The 19,443-nt window shown below is 66.4% G+C and carries 15 protein-coding genes and 1 pseudogene; 2 read left to right on the top strand and 14 right to left on the bottom strand.

Annotated elements, in window-relative coordinates:
- Positions 1-502 precede the first annotated feature (502 nt).
- The 3 genes from OHQ90_RS27850 to OHQ90_RS27840 are packed head-to-tail and all read right to left on the bottom strand — an operon-like array spanning position 503 to position 3,001.
- Positions 503-1,510: a hypothetical protein gene (locus OHQ90_RS27850; protein WP_328402410.1), complete on the bottom strand. Its 1,008-nt coding sequence runs from the start codon at positions 1,508-1,510 to the stop codon at positions 503-505.
- Between the two features lie 55 nt (positions 1,511-1,565).
- The gene (locus OHQ90_RS27845; RefSeq protein ID WP_328402408.1) at positions 1,566-2,411 is read right to left on the bottom strand and encodes an alpha/beta hydrolase; all 846 of its coding nucleotides are present in this window, start codon (positions 2,409-2,411) and stop codon (positions 1,566-1,568) included.
- 5 nt (positions 2,412-2,416) lie between these two features.
- Complete coding sequence (locus OHQ90_RS27840) at positions 2,417-3,001, bottom strand: TetR/AcrR family transcriptional regulator (protein WP_328402406.1); 585 nt, start codon at positions 2,999-3,001, stop codon at positions 2,417-2,419.
- Between the two features lie 160 nt (positions 3,002-3,161).
- On the opposite strand from OHQ90_RS27840, the gene OHQ90_RS27835 reads away from it, so the two are divergent.
- Entirely contained in the window at positions 3,162-3,992 is an 831-nt protein-coding gene (locus OHQ90_RS27835; RefSeq protein ID WP_328402404.1) for an alpha/beta fold hydrolase, read from the top strand.
- Between the two features lie 115 nt (positions 3,993-4,107).
- Here OHQ90_RS27835 and OHQ90_RS27830 read toward each other — a convergent pair whose 3' ends face one another.
- The 3 genes from OHQ90_RS27830 to OHQ90_RS27820 all read right to left on the bottom strand — a co-directional run bounded on the left by OHQ90_RS27830 (position 4,108) and on the right by OHQ90_RS27820 (position 7,271).
- The gene (locus OHQ90_RS27830) at positions 4,108-4,362 is read right to left on the bottom strand and encodes a hypothetical protein (RefSeq protein ID WP_328402402.1); all 255 of its coding nucleotides are present in this window, start codon (positions 4,360-4,362) and stop codon (positions 4,108-4,110) included.
- 388 nt (positions 4,363-4,750) lie between these two features.
- On the bottom strand, positions 4,751-5,983 hold the full coding sequence (locus tag OHQ90_RS27825) for a cytochrome P450 family protein (protein WP_328402400.1): 1,233 nt from the start codon (positions 5,981-5,983) through the stop codon (positions 4,751-4,753).
- 10 nt (positions 5,984-5,993) lie between these two features.
- Positions 5,994-7,271 (bottom strand): cytochrome P450, encoded by a 1,278-nt coding sequence (locus tag OHQ90_RS27820; protein WP_328402398.1) that lies wholly within the window; start codon positions 7,269-7,271, stop codon positions 5,994-5,996.
- A 537-nt stretch (positions 7,272-7,808) separates the two neighbouring features.
- Between OHQ90_RS27820 and OHQ90_RS27815 the strand changes: the two genes are divergently transcribed.
- Complete coding sequence (locus tag OHQ90_RS27815) at positions 7,809-8,546, top strand: SDR family NAD(P)-dependent oxidoreductase (protein WP_328402396.1); 738 nt, start codon at positions 7,809-7,811, stop codon at positions 8,544-8,546.
- Between the two features lie 81 nt (positions 8,547-8,627).
- On the opposite strand, the gene nuoN is transcribed toward OHQ90_RS27815, so the two are convergent.
- The 8 genes and pseudogenes from nuoN to OHQ90_RS27775 all read right to left on the bottom strand — a co-directional run bounded on the left by nuoN (position 8,628) and on the right by OHQ90_RS27775 (position 19,438).
- Entirely contained in the window at positions 8,628-10,253 is a 1,626-nt protein-coding gene (gene nuoN, locus OHQ90_RS27810; protein ID WP_328402394.1) for an NADH-quinone oxidoreductase subunit NuoN, read from the bottom strand.
- Positions 10,254-10,357: 104 nt separating this feature from the next.
- Complete coding sequence (locus OHQ90_RS27805) at positions 10,358-11,983, bottom strand: NADH-quinone oxidoreductase subunit M (RefSeq protein WP_328402392.1); 1,626 nt, start codon at positions 11,981-11,983, stop codon at positions 10,358-10,360.
- Positions 11,980-13,869 (bottom strand): NADH-quinone oxidoreductase subunit L, encoded by a 1,890-nt coding sequence (gene nuoL, locus OHQ90_RS27800; protein ID WP_328402390.1) that lies wholly within the window; start codon positions 13,867-13,869, stop codon positions 11,980-11,982. Before nuoL ends, OHQ90_RS27805 begins: the two co-directional genes overlap by 4 nt.
- Position 13,870: 1 nt before the next feature.
- Positions 13,871-14,170, bottom strand: coding sequence for an NADH-quinone oxidoreductase subunit NuoK (gene nuoK, locus OHQ90_RS27795; RefSeq protein WP_107656630.1), 300 nt, complete (start codon positions 14,168-14,170; stop codon positions 13,871-13,873).
- A 15-nt stretch (positions 14,171-14,185) separates the two neighbouring features.
- Complete coding sequence (locus OHQ90_RS27790; protein ID WP_328402382.1) at positions 14,186-15,040, bottom strand: NADH-quinone oxidoreductase subunit J; 855 nt, start codon at positions 15,038-15,040, stop codon at positions 14,186-14,188.
- Complete coding sequence (gene nuoI, locus OHQ90_RS27785) at positions 15,037-15,561, bottom strand: NADH-quinone oxidoreductase subunit NuoI (RefSeq protein WP_328413138.1); 525 nt, start codon at positions 15,559-15,561, stop codon at positions 15,037-15,039. The genes OHQ90_RS27790 and nuoI overlap by 4 nt, the downstream gene beginning before the upstream one ends.
- Before the next feature lie 66 nt (positions 15,562-15,627).
- Positions 15,628-16,935: pseudogene (gene nuoH, locus OHQ90_RS27780) on the bottom strand (NADH-quinone oxidoreductase subunit NuoH); the annotation flags it as partial.
- Entirely contained in the window at positions 16,928-19,438 is a 2,511-nt protein-coding gene (locus OHQ90_RS27775) for an NADH-quinone oxidoreductase subunit G (RefSeq protein WP_328413136.1), read from the bottom strand. The gene OHQ90_RS27775 and the pseudogene nuoH, both read right to left, overlap by 8 nt.
- Positions 19,439-19,443 lie beyond the last annotated feature (5 nt).

Genomic DNA, 19,443 nt, shown 5'->3' with positions numbered 1-19,443 from the left:
GTCCTCCCGATTCGACGGCTACCGACGTCCAAGGGCCATTCACCTGTCACGAAGGATTCTGCCGGGACTCCACCGGCTCGGGCGACGCGTTCTGGCCGTGGAGAATGCTCCTCCCCACCGGCAGCGCCGGATCCTCGTAACCACCACACCCGCCTGCTTTTTAGCCGCGGACCGAAGTTCGGGCCCTAGTTCGGCCGTTCGCATCGAGAAGTAATCATGCGCCGACGGCGTCCGGGCTGGTTTCGGGCAGCTTCTCCATGGCGGGGCAGACCGGGCCCTCCGAGGTGCCCTGCCAGCCGCCCGCGCCCATCAAGTGTCGTCATCACGGCACCTTCCCGCTGAACCTTGTTCAGCGAATCAGGCCGGAAACATCGTTAGATCCACAGTCCCAGCCGGACTGGTGACCGCCCGGGTCAGCGTCGAGCAGGAACAGGGTGTTGCGGCGGACAACCTGGAGGGGTTGGTCGCGGCTGTGGCGAGTGAACGCGAAAGGTAGTTCCTATCAGGGTAGCGAGTGCTCGTCGATCAACGTTTGGTACAGCGTGAATGCGGGTTTGGGGCGGTAGTCGTCGGTGGTGATACCCAGCTGGTTGGTGGGTTCGGGGGCTGCGGAGTCGGCGTCGCGTAGGCCGAACAGTTCGTAGTGGGTGATGTTGTGAACAGGCGCGGCGTCGATGATTGTTTCGAGCATCTGCTCGAGGCTGTCGGCTTGGTGGCGGGGGGAGCGGTCCGGTCCGGTGGGGCTGCCATTTTCGGCAATGTGCAGTGGTGCGAAATCCAGATGTGCTGTGGGGAGGCTGGTTTCGCGGAGGTGGCGGATGGCGCGTTCGGTGAGTTCGATGAGGTTGCCTGGTGTCCCCGCAGGGGCGACGGGGGAGAAGGCATCGGGGTAGAGGCCGAGGCCGACGTAATCGACGTGGTCGGCGAAGTCCGCGGCGGGGATCTTGGACAGGTGCTGCCAGAAGTCGGTGTCGCCGCCGAGCCATTCGGGCGGTTCGGCCACCGAGAATCCGAGTTCGACGTGGGTGTGGCCGAGGCGGTTCAGTGCGCGACGGGCGTGGGCCATACCGTGGGTGAGTGCGTCGAGAACCGCGGGTGAGCTGCCGTCGATCCAGGGGATGGGGAAATTGGGTTCGAGGGTGATCTGCAGGAATCGAGTGATCGCGCCGTAGCGGTGGATGGCGCGATCGATGAAGGCCAGCCAGCCCGGGATGTCGGCGTTGGTCGGCAGATAGCTGAGGACCAGATCGAGTTGGCGGCGCTGGTCCACGTACCACTCGTCGGGCAGGGTGAGACCGCGCAGCTCACGTTCCGGATCCACCACCGCGACGCGTTCCGGCTCCGGTTCGGCGCCAAGATAATGCAGGTACTCGCGGACGACGAACGGTTTGCCGGACTGCAGCGCGGCGACGAGCGTGTCGATCGCCGCGACATCGTCGGGGGCTCCGATGCTGGTGCCTACCTGGCTCGCGGCGTAGATGCCGAAGGTTAAACCTTTGTTGGCGCGCATACCGTCAACCCTAGGCCGAGACCGGCCCACCGCCGTTGCAGTGGGCCCGGCCGGTTCAGCTCGTGGCGCTGCGGGCACCCAGCAGCAGGTCGAGCAAAAGCTGTGTGAACGCCTCCGGTTCGTCGGTGAATCCGCTGTGACCGCCCGGGAATATCGTCAGCGGCAGACCGAGGTTTTCGGCGAGGGCAGCGGCCGGGCGGTGCGGCAGCTTCCCGCGGGTCAGCTCGCCCGCACCGAGGACGAGGCGGTCGGAAACGGTCGCGAGCGCGGCCTCGTCGGGCAGATACGAGGTGATCGGTCGCAGTTCGTGCGCCATCATTACTGGTCCGTTGGCCAAGAGCCGGCGAATCAACCCGGCCGGGCGGGGCGGAAGGTCGTCAGGGTTGGGGAAGCCCTTCATGGTGACGCCGACCCCTGCCGCGAACCGAGCGCCTGCCGCGGCGGGGCCTTTGGTGTGCAGCAGCCGGCAGACCTCCTCGATGAACGCGCGATGTGCGGCCGCGTCGGGGAGTATTCCGAAGATCGGGGGTTCGTGGGCGATGACGAGTCGAAGGCGTTCGGGGTGATTCGCGAGCAGATCGAGCGCGACGACCGCACCACCGCTGCCGCCGAAGACGTAGGCGTCTTCGCCTGTGGGAGTGAGATGTTCGAGTAGGCGGTAGACGTCGTCACTCATCACTTCGGCGGTCAGATCCCCGCGTTCCGGATCGTCGAGAGTGCTGTGTGAATAGCCGCGTGGGTCGATGGCGACGACGGTGAAATGCTCGGCGAGCGGCTCGGCGAGCTGGTCGAAGATGGCGGCGTCGCCGCCGCTGCCCGGCAGCATCAGCAGCAGCGGGCCACTGCCGCGGATCTCGTAGAAGAGGGTCGCACCGGGGACCTTGAATGTCTCGCTTCGCATTACTTCTACTCCTTGTTATCGGTCGACGGCCACTGTTCGAGTGCGATGTGCAGTGCGTCGATGATGCGGTCCCAGGAGGCCTCGGTCGGGCGCGAGTGCCCGAAGCCGCCGGTGGCTTCCAAGTTCGTGTAGCCGTGAAAGGTGCTGCGCAGCAGGCGAACCGCGTCGGTGAGGTCGGGTTCGGCGAGGCCGTAGGCGCGCAGCATCCGGTAGGTCAGGTCGATGGCACGGCGCAGGCCCGGCGAGGGGGTCGCCGCGGCGGGGTCTACCGGCATCTGGGTCGCCGCGTAGCGACCAGGGTGGGCGAGTGCATACCGACGCCAGGTGTTGGCGTAGGCGGCGAGCGCGTCGCGGCCCGCGAGACCGGCGACCGCCGCGGCGATCAGGGTCGTCTTCTCCTCGGCGGCCAGGATGGATACCCGGCAGCGCAGGTCCTTGATGTTCTTGATGTGCGAGTACAGGCTCGCGTCCTTGACATCGAACTTCCGTGCCAGTGCAGACACGGTGATGTTGTCGAAGCCGACCTCGTCGGCCAGCTCGGCCGCCGCGAGGACGATCTTGTCGGCTGTGAGACCGGCGCGTGGGGACATACCCATCTCCTTACCTAGGACTCCTAGGTTAAAACCTAATAGCCCTAGGCGCAAGTGGTTTTGTCCAGGGAATATCCACCCGACCGATGAGTTTTCGGGGCGGCCGTAGTCAATACATTTCAATACATTCACACGTAGGACTACTCCTCGAGGAGAACAGATGACCCAGACTCCGACCGTCCCTGCCACCACGGCCGCACTCGATGTACCCGGCGCCCGCCTGCATTACGAGCTGCGTGGCACGGGACCACTGGTCGTGCTGGTGGGTGCTCCCATGGATGCCTCGGCTTTCGCGCCGCTCGCGGATTTGCTCGCCACCGATCACACCGTCCTCACCACCGATCCGCGCGGCCACCAGGGCAGCGTGCTCGATGACCCGACGCAGGACTCGACCCCGGAATTACGGGCCGACGACCTCGCCCGCCTGATTGCCCACGTCGACGCGGGCCCGGCCGTGGTGTTCGGCTCCAGCGGCGGCGCAATCACCGCGCTGGCCCTTGCTCAAGCGCATCCCGATCTGGTCACTACGGTCGTGGCGCACGAACCACCACTGCTCGCGCTGCTCGACGACCGTGCGCAGCAGCATGCGAAAACCGACGATATGATCGCCACCTACCAGGCCGGCGACAGGTTGGGCGCCTGGCGGAAGTTCATGGCGCAGGCCAACATTCAGATGCCGGAGCCAGTGTTCCAGCAGGTCTTCGGTGGGGAGCGCGAGCCGCGACAGCGGGCCAGCGAGAGTTACTGGTTCGCGCACGAGCTCCGCCCGGGCATTTCATGGGAACCCGATAGGTCGTCGCTGCGCACGATGGCCGCACGCATTGTGCTCGGTCTCGGCGTCGACTCGACCGGACAGTTGTGCGAGCGCACGGTACGGGCGCTGGGGGAAGCAATTGGCGTAGAACCGACGTTGTTCCCTGGTGGCCATACCGGTTTCGTGGAGGACCCGGCTGCCTTCGCCCCCCGGTTGCGCGAAGTGCTGCGGGCGTAATTACTTGGCGGACGGCGAAATAGGTGTGGCCGGGTCGGCGCATAGAGGCCGGCTCCGACCCGGCCGGTGGCCGTGGGTGGGTACGTTACTGTCCCGCAATACCCACCCAGGCGACCTAGGTCGGACCGCGAATGATGGAGTCGACGTTTTGCTGCACGACCACCGCGTCGGCCACGCGCGAGTTCTCCGGGCCACCCACTGGCCGATATCTCAGGTACCCGGTGCCATCACACGCCTCGGAGTGCGCGGGAACCCCGGACGGTAGCGGAAATCGAAAACTGACATACGACACCGCGACGCCGTCACGGGTCGCCAGCTGCTGCTCTTGTCGATCGGACGCCACCGTCACCGGCGGTTCGTCGGCCGCCACCCGCGGTACCCGGCTGGAGCGCTTCGGCCGCCACCATGCTCAGCGCAGCCATCGCCGCCCAACCGCTCCGGTTCGCACCGAGATTCCGGGACCGACCCGCCGACCGACCGTCATGCCGCACCGCATATTTCACGCACAGTGACGTTTCCGCCCGGTGGCCCAGGTCACTGGGCTATTTGTCCAGGAGGTATCACTATTGTTCATGCATCTCGCCAATGGACACGCCGACGAGACAAAGGCTCGAGACAGCCGACCGCTGCGATCGTCGCACGCGCGGCCACCCCCGCAGCTGTCGCGCAGAAATCGCAGCCCTGGGATTCTTTGTGGGGCCGCCGATTTCGTGCAGAAGTGGGGCTTCGTCCGGGACGGCACCCCACTCACCAGCGAGTTACTCCGCCGAATCCAGGTAGACCGGCAGCTGTGCATGTCCGTTGGAGATGAAGCTGCCTACCGGCGCTAGTTCTCTTGGGTCCACAGCGAAGCGCAGGTCGGGGAAGCGTTTGAACAGCGCAGGCAGCGCGATCGCGGCCTCCATGCGGGCGAGGGGAGCGCCGATGCAATGGTGAGCGCCGTGGCCGAAGGCTACGTGCTGGTCCTTGGTCACGCGGTGCACGTCGAACTCGTCGGCAGTCGCGCCGTGCACCTTCGGGTCACGGCTCGCGCCTGCGTATGAGGCGAGGATCGCGTCGCCCTTGGGGATGCGGATGCCGTCGATGTCGATGTCGTCGACGGCATAACGCAGTGGCAGATGGGCGACGGGCGCTTCATAGCGCAGCGTCTCCTCCACCAGATCCGACCAGGGCACTCGGCCCTCGACCACATCAGCGCGCTGACCAGGATGCGACAGCAGTGCGAAGATCGCCTGATCGAGCAGGTTGACTGTGGTCTCGTGTCCGGCGTTGATGACCAGCATCAGCGTGTCGACGAGTTCCTTCTCGGTCAGCTGTGAGCCGTCGTCCTCGGCACGGGTGGCGATCAACACGCTGGTGATGTCTTCGCCGGGCGTTTGGCGCCGGTAGGCCACCAGTTCGCTGATGAGCTGGTACATCTCGAGGTAGTTGGCCTGAGCCTGCGCGGGTGTGAACGAGGTGTCGAAGAACCCGTCGACGCACTTGTGGATGCTGGCGCCGAGATGGTCCGGTACACCCATCAGCTCGCTGATGACCTGGATCGGCACCGGATAGGCGAATCGCGCACGCAGATCGACGGACTCGCCACGCGGTGTCGCCGCGAGCTGTGCCACCAGATTCTCGGTGATCTCCTCGATCCGTGGCCGCAGTGCCGCAGTCCGACGATGTGTGAATGCCGGCGCGACCAACTTCCGCAGCCGCCGATGCTCGCTGCCGTATGCAGTGAACATATTCTCCGCCGCCACCCACGGCTGCAACGGCCACGCCTCGGTGATCTCGCCGTTCATGTACGCCGTCCAGTGCTGCCGCGGGTCCTTCGATACCCGCGGGTCGGCAAGCAGGCTACGGAGCACCACAGCGTCGGTCACCGACCACGCAGGCACTCCGCCGGGCAACTCCACCAGCGCCACCGGCCCGCGCGCGCGGATCCGGGCGGACTCGCCTTGGATGTCGAGACCGGCTGTGTCCAGGACTATCGGTTCATGCTCCATCAGACGCTCCTTACACCAGGTTCAACGGAGGGGACTTGGGGAACACGACCGGCAGTGCGGCCATCGCCCGGTGGAAAGGACCCGGCCGCCAGAGCAATTCGTCCTGCGGCACGGCCAGTTGCATCTCAGGAAGGGCGTCGAGCAGCTGATCGATAGCGTCCTGCACGACCATGTAGGCCACCGACTTTGCCGGACACGCATGCGGCCCAGCACTCCACGCCAGATGCGAGCGATTGCCAGTGCGGTCACCACCGCGGATCTCGGGGTCGTTGTTGCAGCCCGCAAGGCTGATGAGGACCGGCTGATGTGCTGGCAGCCAGGTGTTTTCGATGAGGATCGGCTGCTTCGGGTAACTCATGCAGAAGTTCGCCATCGGAGGGTCGTTGAAGAGCACCTCATCGAGCGCGTCGCGAGTCGATAGGCTCCCGCCGAGGACCTCGCCGCCGAACCGGTCGTCGGTGAGCATCAGCAGCAGGGTATTGGTGATCAGATTCTGCTGCGGCTCGATACCGGCGCCGTAGAAGCTGATCAGCTGGGAGAGCATTTCGGTGTCGTCGAGTTCGGCGGGGTGGTGCGCGAGCCGCGAGGTGACATCGTCCCCGGGCTCGGCGCGGCGCAGCTGGATCAGCTCCATCAGCGCCTCGCTGAGCGTCTGCATGCCCCAAGCGGCGTTGACCGTGTCGAAGAGTGCGGCCATTCCGGTCGCGACCCGCTGTCCGAGCTCCGTCGAGCAGCCGACCAACTGGTTGAGCAGCTCGAAGACCAGCGGCAACGCGTACTGTGACACCAGATCGGCCGAACCGGCCTCGCAAAAAGTATTGATCAGTGGAACGGCGACCTTTTCGACCGTGGAATGTAGAGCGTGTAGGTCGATTCCGTCGATGCTCGCGGTGTAGGCCTGACGATAGCGCGCGTGCGCGGCTCCGCTGTTGCGTAGCGCGTTCGGATACCACTCCATCATCGGCTTGATGGGGGAGTCGTCGGGCACGTGCTGCTGCCAGGTCCGCGGGTCGGCCGGAAAATGGTCCGGGTCGTTGAGGATTCGCAGTGCGGTGTTGTAACCGATCACCAAGGTGGCCGGCACATCCGGGGCCAGCTCCATCGGCACCATCGAACCGTACTGCCTGCGCATCTCGCGGTAGGCGTGGTGCGGGTCGGCGGCGAATTCCGGAGTGTGCAGCGAGACACGGGGACCATCGGTACGGATCGGTGAGCCGTGCGCGACGGGGCAGGTTCCGTTCGTGGTTGCGTTGGGCGCGGCCGACAACGGCGAGTGCGGCTTGGTCATAGGCGTGACTCCAGACGATGGATCAAAAACTCGACGAAATCGGTGAATGCGGGCATGCGCCTCGGTCACGTGTGTCGAGAGAGGTCAGGGGTTCGCCGGGGTTTCGACGGCATGCTGCGCGCTTCGATCATCGACGTACAGCCTCCCGCCACATCGCTTCGTTCAGCCTTCCTCGCAGTTGCCGACCATCGTGACCCCGGCAAAGAGATCAGTGCCGAGGACCGGAGTTCTGGCGAGGCCAACCGCAGTCTCACCATCGTCGTCTCACAGTCCCTGCAGGACAGATGATTTCGACAATCACCGACCGAACAAAGCAAGCCCTTCCAGTCGTCCGAAACTCGACGACTGGCCCACATTAGCAGTAAGACCGTCAGGTTTGTCTCGACGCCGCAACAGTACGGGCCATCGATCCGGGCGCGCACGGCCCGGCAAATATGCTGGGCTGCTATCGATCACATCCGGTTTGCCGTGGCCGCCGGGGCGTGGCGACGTACACGACGAGTCGTGATGGCAGGCTGGGGGCATGGTGATGGACGAATGAGTCGTGGTGTGTTGGTGACGGGTGCGTCGCGGGGGATCGGACGGGCCATCGCGCACGCGTTTGCCGAAAACGGCGACCGAGTGGCGGTGCACTACGCGACCGGCAAGGACGATGCCGAGGAGACGTTGCGAGGGCTGCCGGGAACGGGACATGTGCTCGTGGGCGGGGACGTCGGGTCACCGGAGGAGGCCGAGGCGATCGTCGCCGCGGCCGTCGCGGGGCTGGGCACCGTGCATGTTCTGGTCAACAATGCGGCGGTGAACATCCCGCATCCGTTGGCGGAGACCAGCTATGCGGACTGGCAGCAGGCATGGCGCGCGACCATGGATGTCAACGTGTTCGGCACCGCCAACGTCTCCTACTGCGCGGCCCGGCACATGATCGACCGCGGTGTCGCGGGCCGCATCGTGAATATCGGCTCCCGGGGCGCGTTCCGCGGCGAACCCGATTACCCCGCATACGGCGCGAGCAAGGCGGGCGTGCACGCTCTCGGTCAATCGCTGGCGGTCTATCTCGCTCCCTACGGCATCGCGGTCGCCTCGGTCGCGCCCGGTTTCGTGGCGACCGAACGTGTCGTGCACCGCGTCACCGACGAAGTCCGAGCTCAGAGCCCTTTCGACCGGGTCGCCGAGCCGGAGGAAATCGCCTCGGCGGTGCGGTATCTCGCCTCGGCGGAAGCGACCTGGACCTCGGGCGCGGTGTTGAATGTCAACGGAGCTTCGTATCTGCACTGACGTTCCCGCGTGCGAACTGCCCCGAACACGGCAGTACCGCCGCACTTTCTTGCGTGTGCGGCGGTACCGGTCGGTGCGTGACTAGTGAACGAAGGTCGCCGCGCGTTCGGCGATGTCCAGCATCGACTGGGGCAGGATGCCGAGCAGAATGGTTGCTCCTGCGGTGAAGGTGACGACCGCGGTGGTCAGGAAGGGGGTGATCACCGCAGGGGCGGCTTCGGGCGGGTCGGTGAAGAACATCAGCACGATGACGCGGATGTAGAAGAAGGCCGCGATCGCGCTGGAGATCACACCGACGAGGACGAGAGGCGTGGCCCCGCCGGCGGCCGCCGCTTGGAAGACGGCGAACTTACTGACGAAGCCGCTGGTCAGGGGCAGGCCCGCGAAGGAGAGCAGGAAGAGCGCGAACACCGTTGCCAGGGCCGGGGAGCGGCGGCCGAGGCCGGCCCACTGCGACATGGCGGTGGCTTCCGTACCGGAGCTGTCCCGAACCAGGCTGACGACGGCGAAGGCGCCGACGGTGCCGACGCCGTAGGCCAGCAGGTAGAACAGGATGGCGGCGACACCGGCATTGGTGCCGGGGATCAGGCCGATGAGAATGAAACCGGCGTGCGCAACCGAGGAGTACGCGAGCATGCGCTTCACATCGGTCTGGGTGATCGCCATGACCGCGCCGATGAGCATGGTGGCGATGGCGATGGCGGCGAGCACCGGCCGCCAGTCGTCGCGCAGGCCGGGCACCGCGACCTGGAGCAGGCGCAGCAGCGCGCCGACCGCGGCGATCTTCGTTGCGGCGGCCATGAATCCGGTGATCGGCGTCGGCGCGCCCTGGTACACATCGGGCACCCAGGACTGGAACGGCACCGCGCCGATCTTGAACAGCAGGCCGACCGCGAGCAGGCCGACACCGAGCATGGCGAGGGTGGTGTTCTCCGGATGCTGCGCTATCGCATCCGCGATACCGCCGAGCCGGACGGTGCCCGCCTGGCCATAGAGCAGGGCGACACCGTAGAGGAAGAACGCCGACGAGAACGCCCCGAGCAGAAAGTATTTGAGCGACGCTTCCTGGGAGAGCAGCCGCTTGCGACGGGCGAGCCCGCACAGCAGATACAACGGCAGCGACAGTACCTCGAGCGCGACGAACATGGTGAGCAGATCGTTCGACGCCGGGAAGAGCAGCAGTCCACCGATCGCGAGCATGGTCAGTGGGAACACCTCGGTCGTCGCGACACCCGCTCGGATGGCGGCCATCTCGCCCGCGCCTCCCGGCACCGCGGAGGCTTGCGGCGTGAACGCGTCCAAGCTGCGTCCGACGGTGGCCGCCGCCAGACTCCAGGTGCCGGGACCGGAACGTCCTTCGGCGCGCGGCTGCGCGTCACGCTCGGCGATGAGCAGCAGCGCCAGGATCGAGACCACCAGGATCGTGCCCTGCAGGAACAGTGTGACGCCGTCGATCGACACCGCACCGACCATCGCGGTGGCATTGGTGCCCGAGAGGCGTACGACGGCAACCAGAGCCGCCAGCAGACCGGCGAGCCCGAGCACCACCTGCGTCGCATACCGATACGGTCGGGGCAGGAACGCTTCGACCAGCACCCCGACCACCGCGACACCGAAAACGATGAGCATCGGCGAGAGCTTGCTGTACTCGATGCTCGGTGCGGGGACCGTGGCGGCGAGCACAGTTCCGTATTCGTAGGAAGTCACTTATGCCGTCCTTGATACGTAGAACATGGTGGCGACCTGCCTGGCGGCACCGAAGTGCGCGCCACAGCCGGTACTGAGGCGGTCCGGTCGACGCTCGGCGGCGCTCACTTGTGCGCACCTCCGGTATGCCCGGTCGCCCCCGCTTCGGGCAGCGACGGCACCGACGGTGCGGGGTCGTGGCGGCCGATCGTGGTCAGCGTCTGTCCGACCGCCGGATTGATGAAGTCCAGCAGCGGTTTCGGGTAGACGCCGAGGAACAGCAGCGCGGCGATCAGTGGTACCACCACAGCGAGTTCGCGGGGCACCAGATCGTAGAGGCGCTCGTTGCCTTCCTTCACCGGGCCGGTCATCATGCGCTGGTAGAGCCACAGCACATACAGCGCGGCGAGCACGAGTGCGCCGGTCGCGATGACGGCGGCGACCTGGTAGCGGCTGAACGTGCCGGCCAGGACCAGGAATTCGCTGACGAACGGGGCGAGACCGGGCAGCGACAGCGTGGCGAGACCGGCGATGAAGAAGGTGCCCGCGAGCACCGGCGCGACTTTCTGCACCCCGCCGAATTCGGCGATGACCCGGGTACCCCTGCGCGACACCAGGAATCCGGCGATCAGGAACAGCGCGGCGGTCGAAATGCCGTGGTTGACCATGTAGAGTGTCGCCCCGGTCTGTCCCTGGCTCGTCATCGCGAAGATGCCGAGGATGATGAATCCGAAGTGCGAGATCGAGGTGTAAGCGATCAGCCGCATCACGTCGGTCTGGCCGACGGCCAGTAGCGCGCCGTAGATGATGCCGATGACCGCGAGGGTGATCACCAGTGGCGCGTAGGTGCCCGAGGCATCCGGGAACAGCATCAGGCAGTAGCGCAGCATGCCGAAGGTGCCGACCTTGTCGACTACCGCCATCATCAGCACCGCACTCGACGGCGTCGCCGCGACCGCCGCATCGGGCAGCCAGGTGTGCAGCGGCCACAGCGGGGCCTTCACCGCGAACGCGAACATGAACCCGAGGAACAGGGCGTTGAGCACGGCGGGACCGGCGCCGAGCTGTCCGGCGTTGGCCGCGGTGACCACCGTACGGAAGTCGAAGGTGCCCGCCGAGCCCGCCCCGAGCCCTTCCCGCGCGGTGAGCACATACAACCCGATCACCGCCGCCAGCATGATCAGCCCACCGAACAGGTTGTAGAGCAGGAACTTCACCGCCGCCCGCGACCGCTGCTGGCGCAGCTGCACATCCGCACTGCGCGGTCCGAAGCCGCCGACGAGGAAGTACATCGGGATGAGCATGGCCTCGAAGAACACGTAGAACAGCAGGATGTCGAGCGAGACGAAGGAGATCAACACCATCGCTTCGACCATCAGGCTGAGTGCGACGTAGGTGTGCACGACGCGGCGGCCGCTGCCGACCTCGCGCTCGTCGTTCCAGCCCGCGAGAATCAGCAATGGCACCAGCGCCGCAGTGAGCAGTACGAGTACCAGCGCGATCCCGTCCAGGCCCAGGGTGTATCCGGCGCCGAAGGCCGGAATCCACTCGTGGTCTTCGACGAACTGATATTGCGCCCCACCGGGATCGAAGCGCACCGCCAAGATGATGCCGACCACCAGCACCGCGATCGAGACGCACAGGGCCAGGCAGCGCGCCAGCGTGCGTTGGGCGGCGGGCAGCACGAGCACCGCAACAGAGCCGACCGCGGGCAACGCCCACAGCAAGGTCAACCAGGGAAAATCGGTCACCAGATCCTCACCGCCAGCAGGGCGGCGGCCACCAGGGCCGCGCCGGTGAACATGGACAGGGCATAGGAGCGTACGAATCCGGACTGGACGCGCCGGATGCGGCCGGAAAGGCCGCCGATCAGTGCGGCAGTGCCGTTGACGATTCCGTCGATGCCGCGGCTGTCGAGGAAGACCAGGACCCGGGTCAGGTAGGCGCCCGGCCGCATGAATACGCCTTCGTTGAATGCGTCGCCGTAGAGATCCTTGCGAGCGGCGACGGTCAGCGTGCTCACCGATTCCGGTGCGGTTTCGGGGATCTCACGCTGGGCGTACTGGTAGTAGGCGAACACGACGCCCACGGCGACGACGATCAGCGCGAATGCGGTGATGACAGCGGCGGGAACCGCCTCTTCACCGTGGTGTGCTCCGACAACGGGTTCCAGCCAGTTCTGCAGCGACGATCCGAGGACGAACAGCCCGCCCGCGGCAACCGATCCGACGGCAAGCAGGATCATCGGTCCCGTCATCACCGCGGGTGACTCGTGCGGATGAGTGTCGGGTTTCCAGCGGCGTTCGCCGAAGAAGGTCATCAGCATCACCCGCGTCATATAGAACGCGGTCAGTCCGGCGCCGAGCAGCGTCACTGCGCCGAGCGCCAAACCGCTGGCACCGCCCTGGTTGAACGCCGCCTCGATAATGCGGTCCTTGGAGAAGAACCCGGCGAACGGCGGCACCCCGATGATGGCGAGATAGCCGATCCCGAAGGTGATGTAGGTGACCGGCAGCAGCGTGCGCAGTCCGCCGTAGCGGCGCATGTCGGTCTCATCGTCCATTGCGTGCATCACCGAACCCGCACCGAGGAACAGTCCGGCCTTGAAGAAGCCGTGGGTGAGCAGATGCATGATGGCGACCGCGTAGCCGGCCGGACCGAGCCCGGCGGCCAGCACCATATAGCCGATCTGGCTCATAGTGGAGGCGGCGAGTGCCTTCTTGATGTCGTCTTTCGCGCAACCGACGATCGCACCGAACAACAGCGTCACCGCGCCGACGAGCACCACCCCGAGCCGGGCATTGGGTGCCAGGTCGAAGATCGGGCCGGACCGAGCGATGAGATACACGCCCGCGGTGACCATGGTTGCCGCGTGGATGAGCGCCGACACGGGGGTCGGGCCCTCCATCGCGTCACCGAGCCAGGACTGCAGCGGCACCTGCGCGGACTTGCCACACGCGGCGAGCAGCAGCAGCAATCCGATCGCCGTGAGCTTTCCCTCGCTGGCGGCGGACGCTGCGCCGAACACGTCGGTGAAGTTGATCGACCCGAAGGTGGTGAACATGGCGAACATGGCGATCGCCAGGCCCATGTCGCCGACTCGGTTGACCACAAAAGCTTTCTTGGCCGCTGTTGCGGCGGACGGCTTTTCGTGCCAGAAGCCGATCAGCAGGTAGGACGCGAGGCCGACGCCTTCCCAGCCGAGATAGAGCACGAGATAGTTGTTCGCCAGCACCAGCAGCAGCATCGCCGCGAGGAACAGGTTGAGATAGGCGAAGAACCGTCGTCGCGCCGGATCGTGGCTCATATAGCCGATGGAGTAGATGTGGATCAGCGATCCGACTCCGGTGATCAGCAGTGCGAAACAGATGGACAGCTGGTCCAATTGGAGGCCGAAATCGACCTCGAGTCCCGGCACCGGCACCCAGCTGAACAGGTCCTGGTGAATGGCTCGTTCGGCATTATCGCGGTCGAGCATGCTGAAGAATGCCATCCCGGCGACCACGAACGACGCGAGCGCCGCGACGGTGCCGAGCAGGTGACCCCACTTGTCGGTGTACTTCCCGCCGAGCAGCAGGATGACGGCGCCTGCCAGCGGCAGCGCGGGCAGCAGTCCGAGAGTTGTTGTCCCGTCCATGTCAGAACTTCAGCAGGTTGGCGTCGTCGACCGAGGTCGAGCGGCGGGCGCGGAAGATGGTCATGATGATGGCCAGACCGACGACGACCTCGGCCGCGGCGACCACCATGGTGAAGAACGCGAACACCTGGCCATCCAGATTTGCATGCAGCCTGGCGAAGGTGACGAAGGCGAGATTCACCGCGTTGAGCATCAACTCGATACACATGAACACGACGATGGCGTTGCGCCGCAGTAGGACTCCCGCGGCGCCGATCGTGAACAACAGCGCGGACAGGAACAGGTAGTTCTGGGGGTTCACCGTATGCCTTCCTCGTCAGCTCTGTGGGGAATCGTCGGCGGGCGCGTGGTTTTCGGCCCCGTCGGGTGTGCTCGTCGAGCCGACCGAGATGACGGCCGCTTCGGTGAGCGCCCTGGTGCGGCGGTGCCGCAGGATGGTGCTGACCGACAATTCCTCGAAGGACCCGTCCGGCAGTCTGGCCGGGATGTCGACCGCGTTGTGCCTGGCATAGACGCCGGGGGTGGGCAGTGGGGTGGCGCGGCGCGTGGGATACAGCGGGTCACCTTTGCTGCGGAACCGGCGCTGCGACATTTCGCGCTGGCCGAGCCGCTGGCCGAACTGCTCGCGGTGCGCGAGCACCATCGCGCCGATGGTGGCGGCGATGAGCAGTGCACCGGTGAGCTCGAAGGCCCACACGTAGCGGATGAAGATCAGCTCGGCGAGCTCGCCGATCACGTCACGGCCTGCGAATCCGGTGGCCGGGTAGGTGATTCCGGAGTTGCGGATGCCGCTGGCGATGCCGCTGATCAGCAGCAGGCCGAAACCGAGGCCGACCGCGGCGGCGGAAAGCCGTTGCCCGCGAATGGTTTCCCGCAGCGACTCGGCGGAATCGACGCCGACCAGCATGAGCACGAACAGGAACAGCATCATCACCGCGCCGGTGTAGACGACGATCTGTACCACGCCGAGGAACAGGGCGTCCTGGGCAATGTACATGACCGCGAGCGCGATCATCGTCGAGGCGAGGCACATCGCCGAGTGCACAGCCTTGGGTGCGAAGACCATGCCGAGCGCGCCGATCACGGCCAGCGGGGCGAGGATCCAGAAACTGACGGCCTCACCGGTGGAGGCTCGGGTCAGTGGCTCGGCGGCCAGGATCAATGCGTTCACAGCGCGCCTCCTTCCGCGCCCGCGGCGGCGGGCAGCCTCGGGTGAGTGGGTTCCGCCTCGGCGGCGCCACTCGGCACGTTGCCCCGGTAGTAGTCGCCTTCGTCGGTGCCGGGATACATGGCATGCGGTGGCGCGGTCATGCCCGGCTGCAGTGGGGCGAGCAGCTGGTCTTTCTCGTAGATCAGATCGGCGCGATTGTCGTCGGTCATCTCGTATTCGTTGGTCATCGTCAGCGCCCGTGTCGGGCACGCTTCGATGCACAGACCGCAGCCGATGCAGCGCAGGTAGTTGATCTGATAGACCTGGCCGTAGCGCTCACCCGGCGAGAAGCGCTGCTCCTCGGTGTTGTCCGCGCCCTCGACGTAGATGGCGTCGGCGGGACAGGCCCAGGCGCACAGTTCGCAGCCGATGCACTTCTCGAGTCCGTCCGGATGCCGGTTGAGCTGGTGGCGACCGTGATAGCGCGGCGCGGTCGGTACCTTCTGTTCCGGGTAGAACTCGGTGTTGGCCTTCTTGAACATGGTCGATGCGGTGACGACGAATCCGGCAAGCGGAGCGAACAGGCCGGGTTTCGGCATGGGATGCGCCAGCGCGGGGTCGGGCATCGGCGGTGTCGGGAAACCGAGGAACACCGTCGACCCGCTCGCACCGGATACCTCGTGACTCGGTTCCGCCACCGGCGGCGGCATGCCGTCGGCGCGTCCGGCCCGCAGGAACATGCCCACCATCAGCACGGAGATGATCAACCCGCCGATGACCAACGCGGGTGTCTGAACGTGATAGCCCTCGGCCTCCAACACTCGAGCGGTGGCCACCAGCATCACCCACAGCAGCGACGCCGGAATGAGCAGCTTCCAGCCGAGGTTCATGAACTGGTCGTAGCGCAGCCGCGGCAGTGTGCCGCGCAGCCAGATGAACACGAACAGGAACGTCCACACCTTGAGGGTGAACCACAGCACGGGCCACCAGCCGGAATTGGCCCCGTCCCACATGTTCAGCGGCCACGGTGCGCGCCAGCCGCCGAGGAACAGCGTGGTCGCCAGTGCGGAAACCGTTGCCATATTGATGTATTCGGCGAGCATGAACATCGCGAACTTGAGCGAGGAGTACTCGGTGTGGAAGCCACCGACGAGCTCACCCTCGGCCTCGGGCAGGTCGAACGGCGCCCGGTTGGTTTCGCCGACCATCGAGACGCAATAGATCAGGAACGACGGCAGCAGTAGGAAGACGTACCAGGTGCCCTCCTGTGCCTTGACGATGCCCGAGGTGGCCATGGTGCCGCCGAGCAGGAACACCGTCGCGAAGCACAGCGCCATCGCGATCTCGTAGGAGATCACCTGCGCGGTCGAGCGCAGGCCGCCGAGCAGCGGGTAGGTGGAGCCGGACGACCACCCGGCGAGCACGATGCCGTAGACGCCGATCGAGGTGATCGCGAGGATGTAGAGCACGGCGACCGGCATATCGGTCAGCTGCAGCGCGGTGCGATGTCCCAGGATCGACACCTCCGGCCCGAACGGGATCACCGCGAACGCCATCACGGCAGGGATCACCGAAATGATCGGCGCCATGATGAAGATCGGCTTGTCCACGATCGTCGGGATGATGTCTTCCTTGAGCGCCATCTTCACGCCGTCGGCGATGGCCTGCAGTGTGCCCTTGGGGCCGACCCGGTTCGGGCCGACCCGCATCTGCATCCAGGCCACGATCTTTCGTTCCAGATACACCGCCATCAACGGGGTGAGCAGCAGGAAGCCGAAGATCGCGAGGGATTTTGCGAGCACAAGCCACAGCGGGTCGTGACCGAAGAGGGTGAACGCGTCGGGCCCGTAGGCGGCAGCGTGCGTAACCACGGAGGGCCCCGCGGGCGTCGCGACGAGCAGAGCCAGATCACTCATGACGGTGTTCCTTCATCCTCTCGTCCGCACGTCGCAGATGAACCACGCCGCCCGGTTGGGTGGCGAGTTGTTCGAAGACCGAACTTCCCGGCGAATTCAGCGGCAGCCAGACCACCCGGTCGGGCAGGTCGGTGATCATCAGCGGCAGCGTGATGGTGCCGCGCTCGGTGACGACGCTGATCGGATCGTCTTCGGCGGCACCGATTTCGGCGGCTGTTGCCTGCGAGAGTCGCACCACCGGCGGGCGTGCGATACCTGCCAGGTTCGGCTCCCCGTCCTGCATCCGGCCCTGGTCCAACAGCATTCGCCAGCCTGCGAGGACAGCGGTGCCCGGTTGGGGCTGGGTGACCGGGTGCGCACGATGCGCGGGTGGCGCGACGGGCGTGCCGTCCCACGCGCCGAGTTCGGCGAGTTCGGCACGGGCCGCATTGGTATCGGGCAGTCCGAGCGGCACTTGCATCTCATCCGCGATCGCCTGGATGACGCGCTGATCCGACAGGGGAGTCGCCGCTCGCCGCACGGCGGAGTCGTGCAGCGCGGCGTCGAACTGCCGCGCGCGGCCCTCCCAGGTGCGGAAGGTGCCGGACTTCTCCATCGCCGAAGCCACGGGGAACACCACATCGGCGCGGTCGGTGATGGCACTGTGACGCAATTCCAGGCTGACCACGAAGCGGGCGGCGTCGACGGCGGCGAGCGCGGCCTGCGGGTCCGGCAGATCGGCGAGATCGACGCCGCCGATGACGAGAGCGCCGAGGGTGGCGGCGGCCTCCAGGATGGCGGCGGTGTCACGGCCGACGGTCACCGGCAGGTCGGGCACGTTCCAGAGGGCCCGAACCTGTTGGCGGGCACGAGGATCCACGACGGGCCTGCCGCCCGGGAGCAGGCCGGGCAGTGCGCCCGCCTCCACCGCGCCGCGTTCGCCCGCCCGCCGCGGCACCCAGGCCAGGGCGGCGCCGGTCTCGTCGGCGAGCCGGACCGCCGCCGAGAGCGCGCCGGGGATTCCGGCGAGCCGCTCGCCGACCATGATCACCGCGCCCGATCGGCGCAGCAGCCGCGACGCCTCGATCAGCTGTGCGGAATAGATTTCCGCGGTGGCGATTTCACCGGTGCGCAGCGTGTCGAGCAGGTGCGGCTCGGCACCGGGCATCGCCTGCAGCAGGGTGCCGGACATGCGGTCGAGGCCACGCGAGGCGTAGGCGGCCAACGAGTAGACCGGCAGTCCGTGCTTGCGTGCGGCCTTGCGCAGCCGCAGATAGACGATCGGTGATTCCTCCTCCGGCTCGAAACCGGCGAGCAGGACGATCGGCGCCTTTTCCAGGCTGTCGTAGTCGACAGTGACACCCTGCCCGGCGATGCGGGCGGCAAGGAAATCGGCCTCTTCGACCGAGTGCACCCGGCTACGGAAGTCGATGTCGTTGGTGCCGAGGGCAACTCGCGCGAATTTAGCGTAGGCGTAGGCGTCTTCTTCGGTGATGCGGCCGCCGATCAGCACACCCGCGCTGCCGTGCGCGGCGGCCAAACCCTCTGCGGCGGCAGCGAGCGCCTCGGACCACGAGGCAGGCGCGAGCTTGCCGTCCCAGCCGCGCACCATGGGTGTGGTCAGCCGGTCGCGTTCGGTGGCATACGCGAAAGCCCAGCGGCCCTTGTCGCAGTTCCATTCCTCGTTGACCTGCGGATCGTCGCCTGCCAGCCGGCGAAGCACCTTGCCGCGGCGATGGTCGGTGCGCTGTGCGCAACCCGACGCGCAATGCTCGCAGACGCTCGGACTCGACACCAGGTCGAACGGGCGCGCGCGGAACCGATAACTGGTGCCGGTGAGCGCGCCGACCGGGCAGATCTGCACGGTGTTGCCGGAGAAATACGAATCGAGCGGTTCGGCCTGCGCGATGCCGACCTGTTGCAGCGCACCACGATCCATGAGCTCGATGAAGGGGTCACCGGCGACCTGCTGGGAGAAGCGCGTGCAGCGGGCGCAGAGCACGCAGCGTTCCCGGTCCAGCAGCACCGCCGTGGACAGCGGAATCGGCTTGGGGTAGGTGCGTTTCACGCCGTCGAACCGGGTTTCGGGCCGACCGCTGGACATCGCCTGGTTCTGCAGCGGGCATTCGCCGCCCTTGTCGCAGACCGGGCAGTCGAGAGGATGGTTGATCAGCAGCAGCTCCATCACGCCCTCTTGCGCCTTGTCGGCGACCGGGGAGGTGAGCTGGGTGCGCACCACCATGCCGTCTGTGACGGCCATGGTGCAGGAGGCGACCGGCTTGCGCTGGCCCTCCACCTCGACGATGCACTGCCTGCAGGCGCCGACCGGTTCGAGCAGCGGGTGGTCGCAGAAGCGGGGTATCTGGATGCCGATCAGTTCGGCGGCCCGGATCACCAGCGTGCCCGCAGGCACGCTGACAGTGGTGTCATCGATGGTCACGGTTACCAGATCGGCGGGGACCAGCCCGCTGGCATTGGCGTTAACAGTGGCGGGCCCACCCGTCACCCGGCCGCCACCCCCCATCGAAT

The organism is Nocardia sp. NBC_00403 (genome assembly GCF_036046055.1).
Taxonomy (GTDB): domain Bacteria; phylum Actinomycetota; class Actinomycetes; order Mycobacteriales; family Mycobacteriaceae; genus Nocardia.
Note: the sequence above shows the minus strand (reverse complement) of the source record. Positions and strands in the feature narration are given on the sequence as shown.

Bases quoted from the DNA above. Each gene is read 5' to 3' on its own strand.
- OHQ90_RS27835 (WP_328402404.1), top strand. From the start codon at position 3,162: ATGACCCAGACTCCGACCGTCCCTGCCACCACGGCCGCACTCGATGTA.
- OHQ90_RS27825 (WP_328402400.1), bottom strand. From the start codon at position 5,983: ATGGAGCATGAACCGATAGTCCTGGACACAGCCGGTCTCGACATCCAA.
- OHQ90_RS27850 (WP_328402410.1), bottom strand. From the start codon at position 1,510: ATGCGCGCCAACAAAGGTTTAACCTTCGGCATCTACGCCGCGAGCCAG.
- OHQ90_RS27815 (WP_328402396.1), top strand. From the start codon at position 7,809: ATGAGTCGTGGTGTGTTGGTGACGGGTGCGTCGCGGGGGATCGGACGG.
- OHQ90_RS27820 (WP_328402398.1), bottom strand. From the start codon at position 7,271: ATGACCAAGCCGCACTCGCCGTTGTCGGCCGCGCCCAACGCAACCACG.
- OHQ90_RS27845 (WP_328402408.1), bottom strand. From the start codon at position 2,411: ATGCGAAGCGAGACATTCAAGGTCCCCGGTGCGACCCTCTTCTACGAG.
- OHQ90_RS27775 (WP_328413136.1), bottom strand. From the start codon at position 19,438: ATGGGGGGTGGCGGCCGGGTGACGGGTGGGCCCGCCACTGTTAACGCC.
- OHQ90_RS27840 (WP_328402406.1), bottom strand. From the start codon at position 3,001: ATGTCCCCACGCGCCGGTCTCACAGCCGACAAGATCGTCCTCGCGGCG.
- nuoL (WP_328402390.1), bottom strand. From the start codon at position 13,869: ATGGACGGGACAACAACTCTCGGACTGCTGCCCGCGCTGCCGCTGGCA.
- nuoI (WP_328413138.1), bottom strand. From the start codon at position 15,561: ATGTTCAAGAAGGCCAACACCGAGTTCTACCCGGAACAGAAGGTACCG.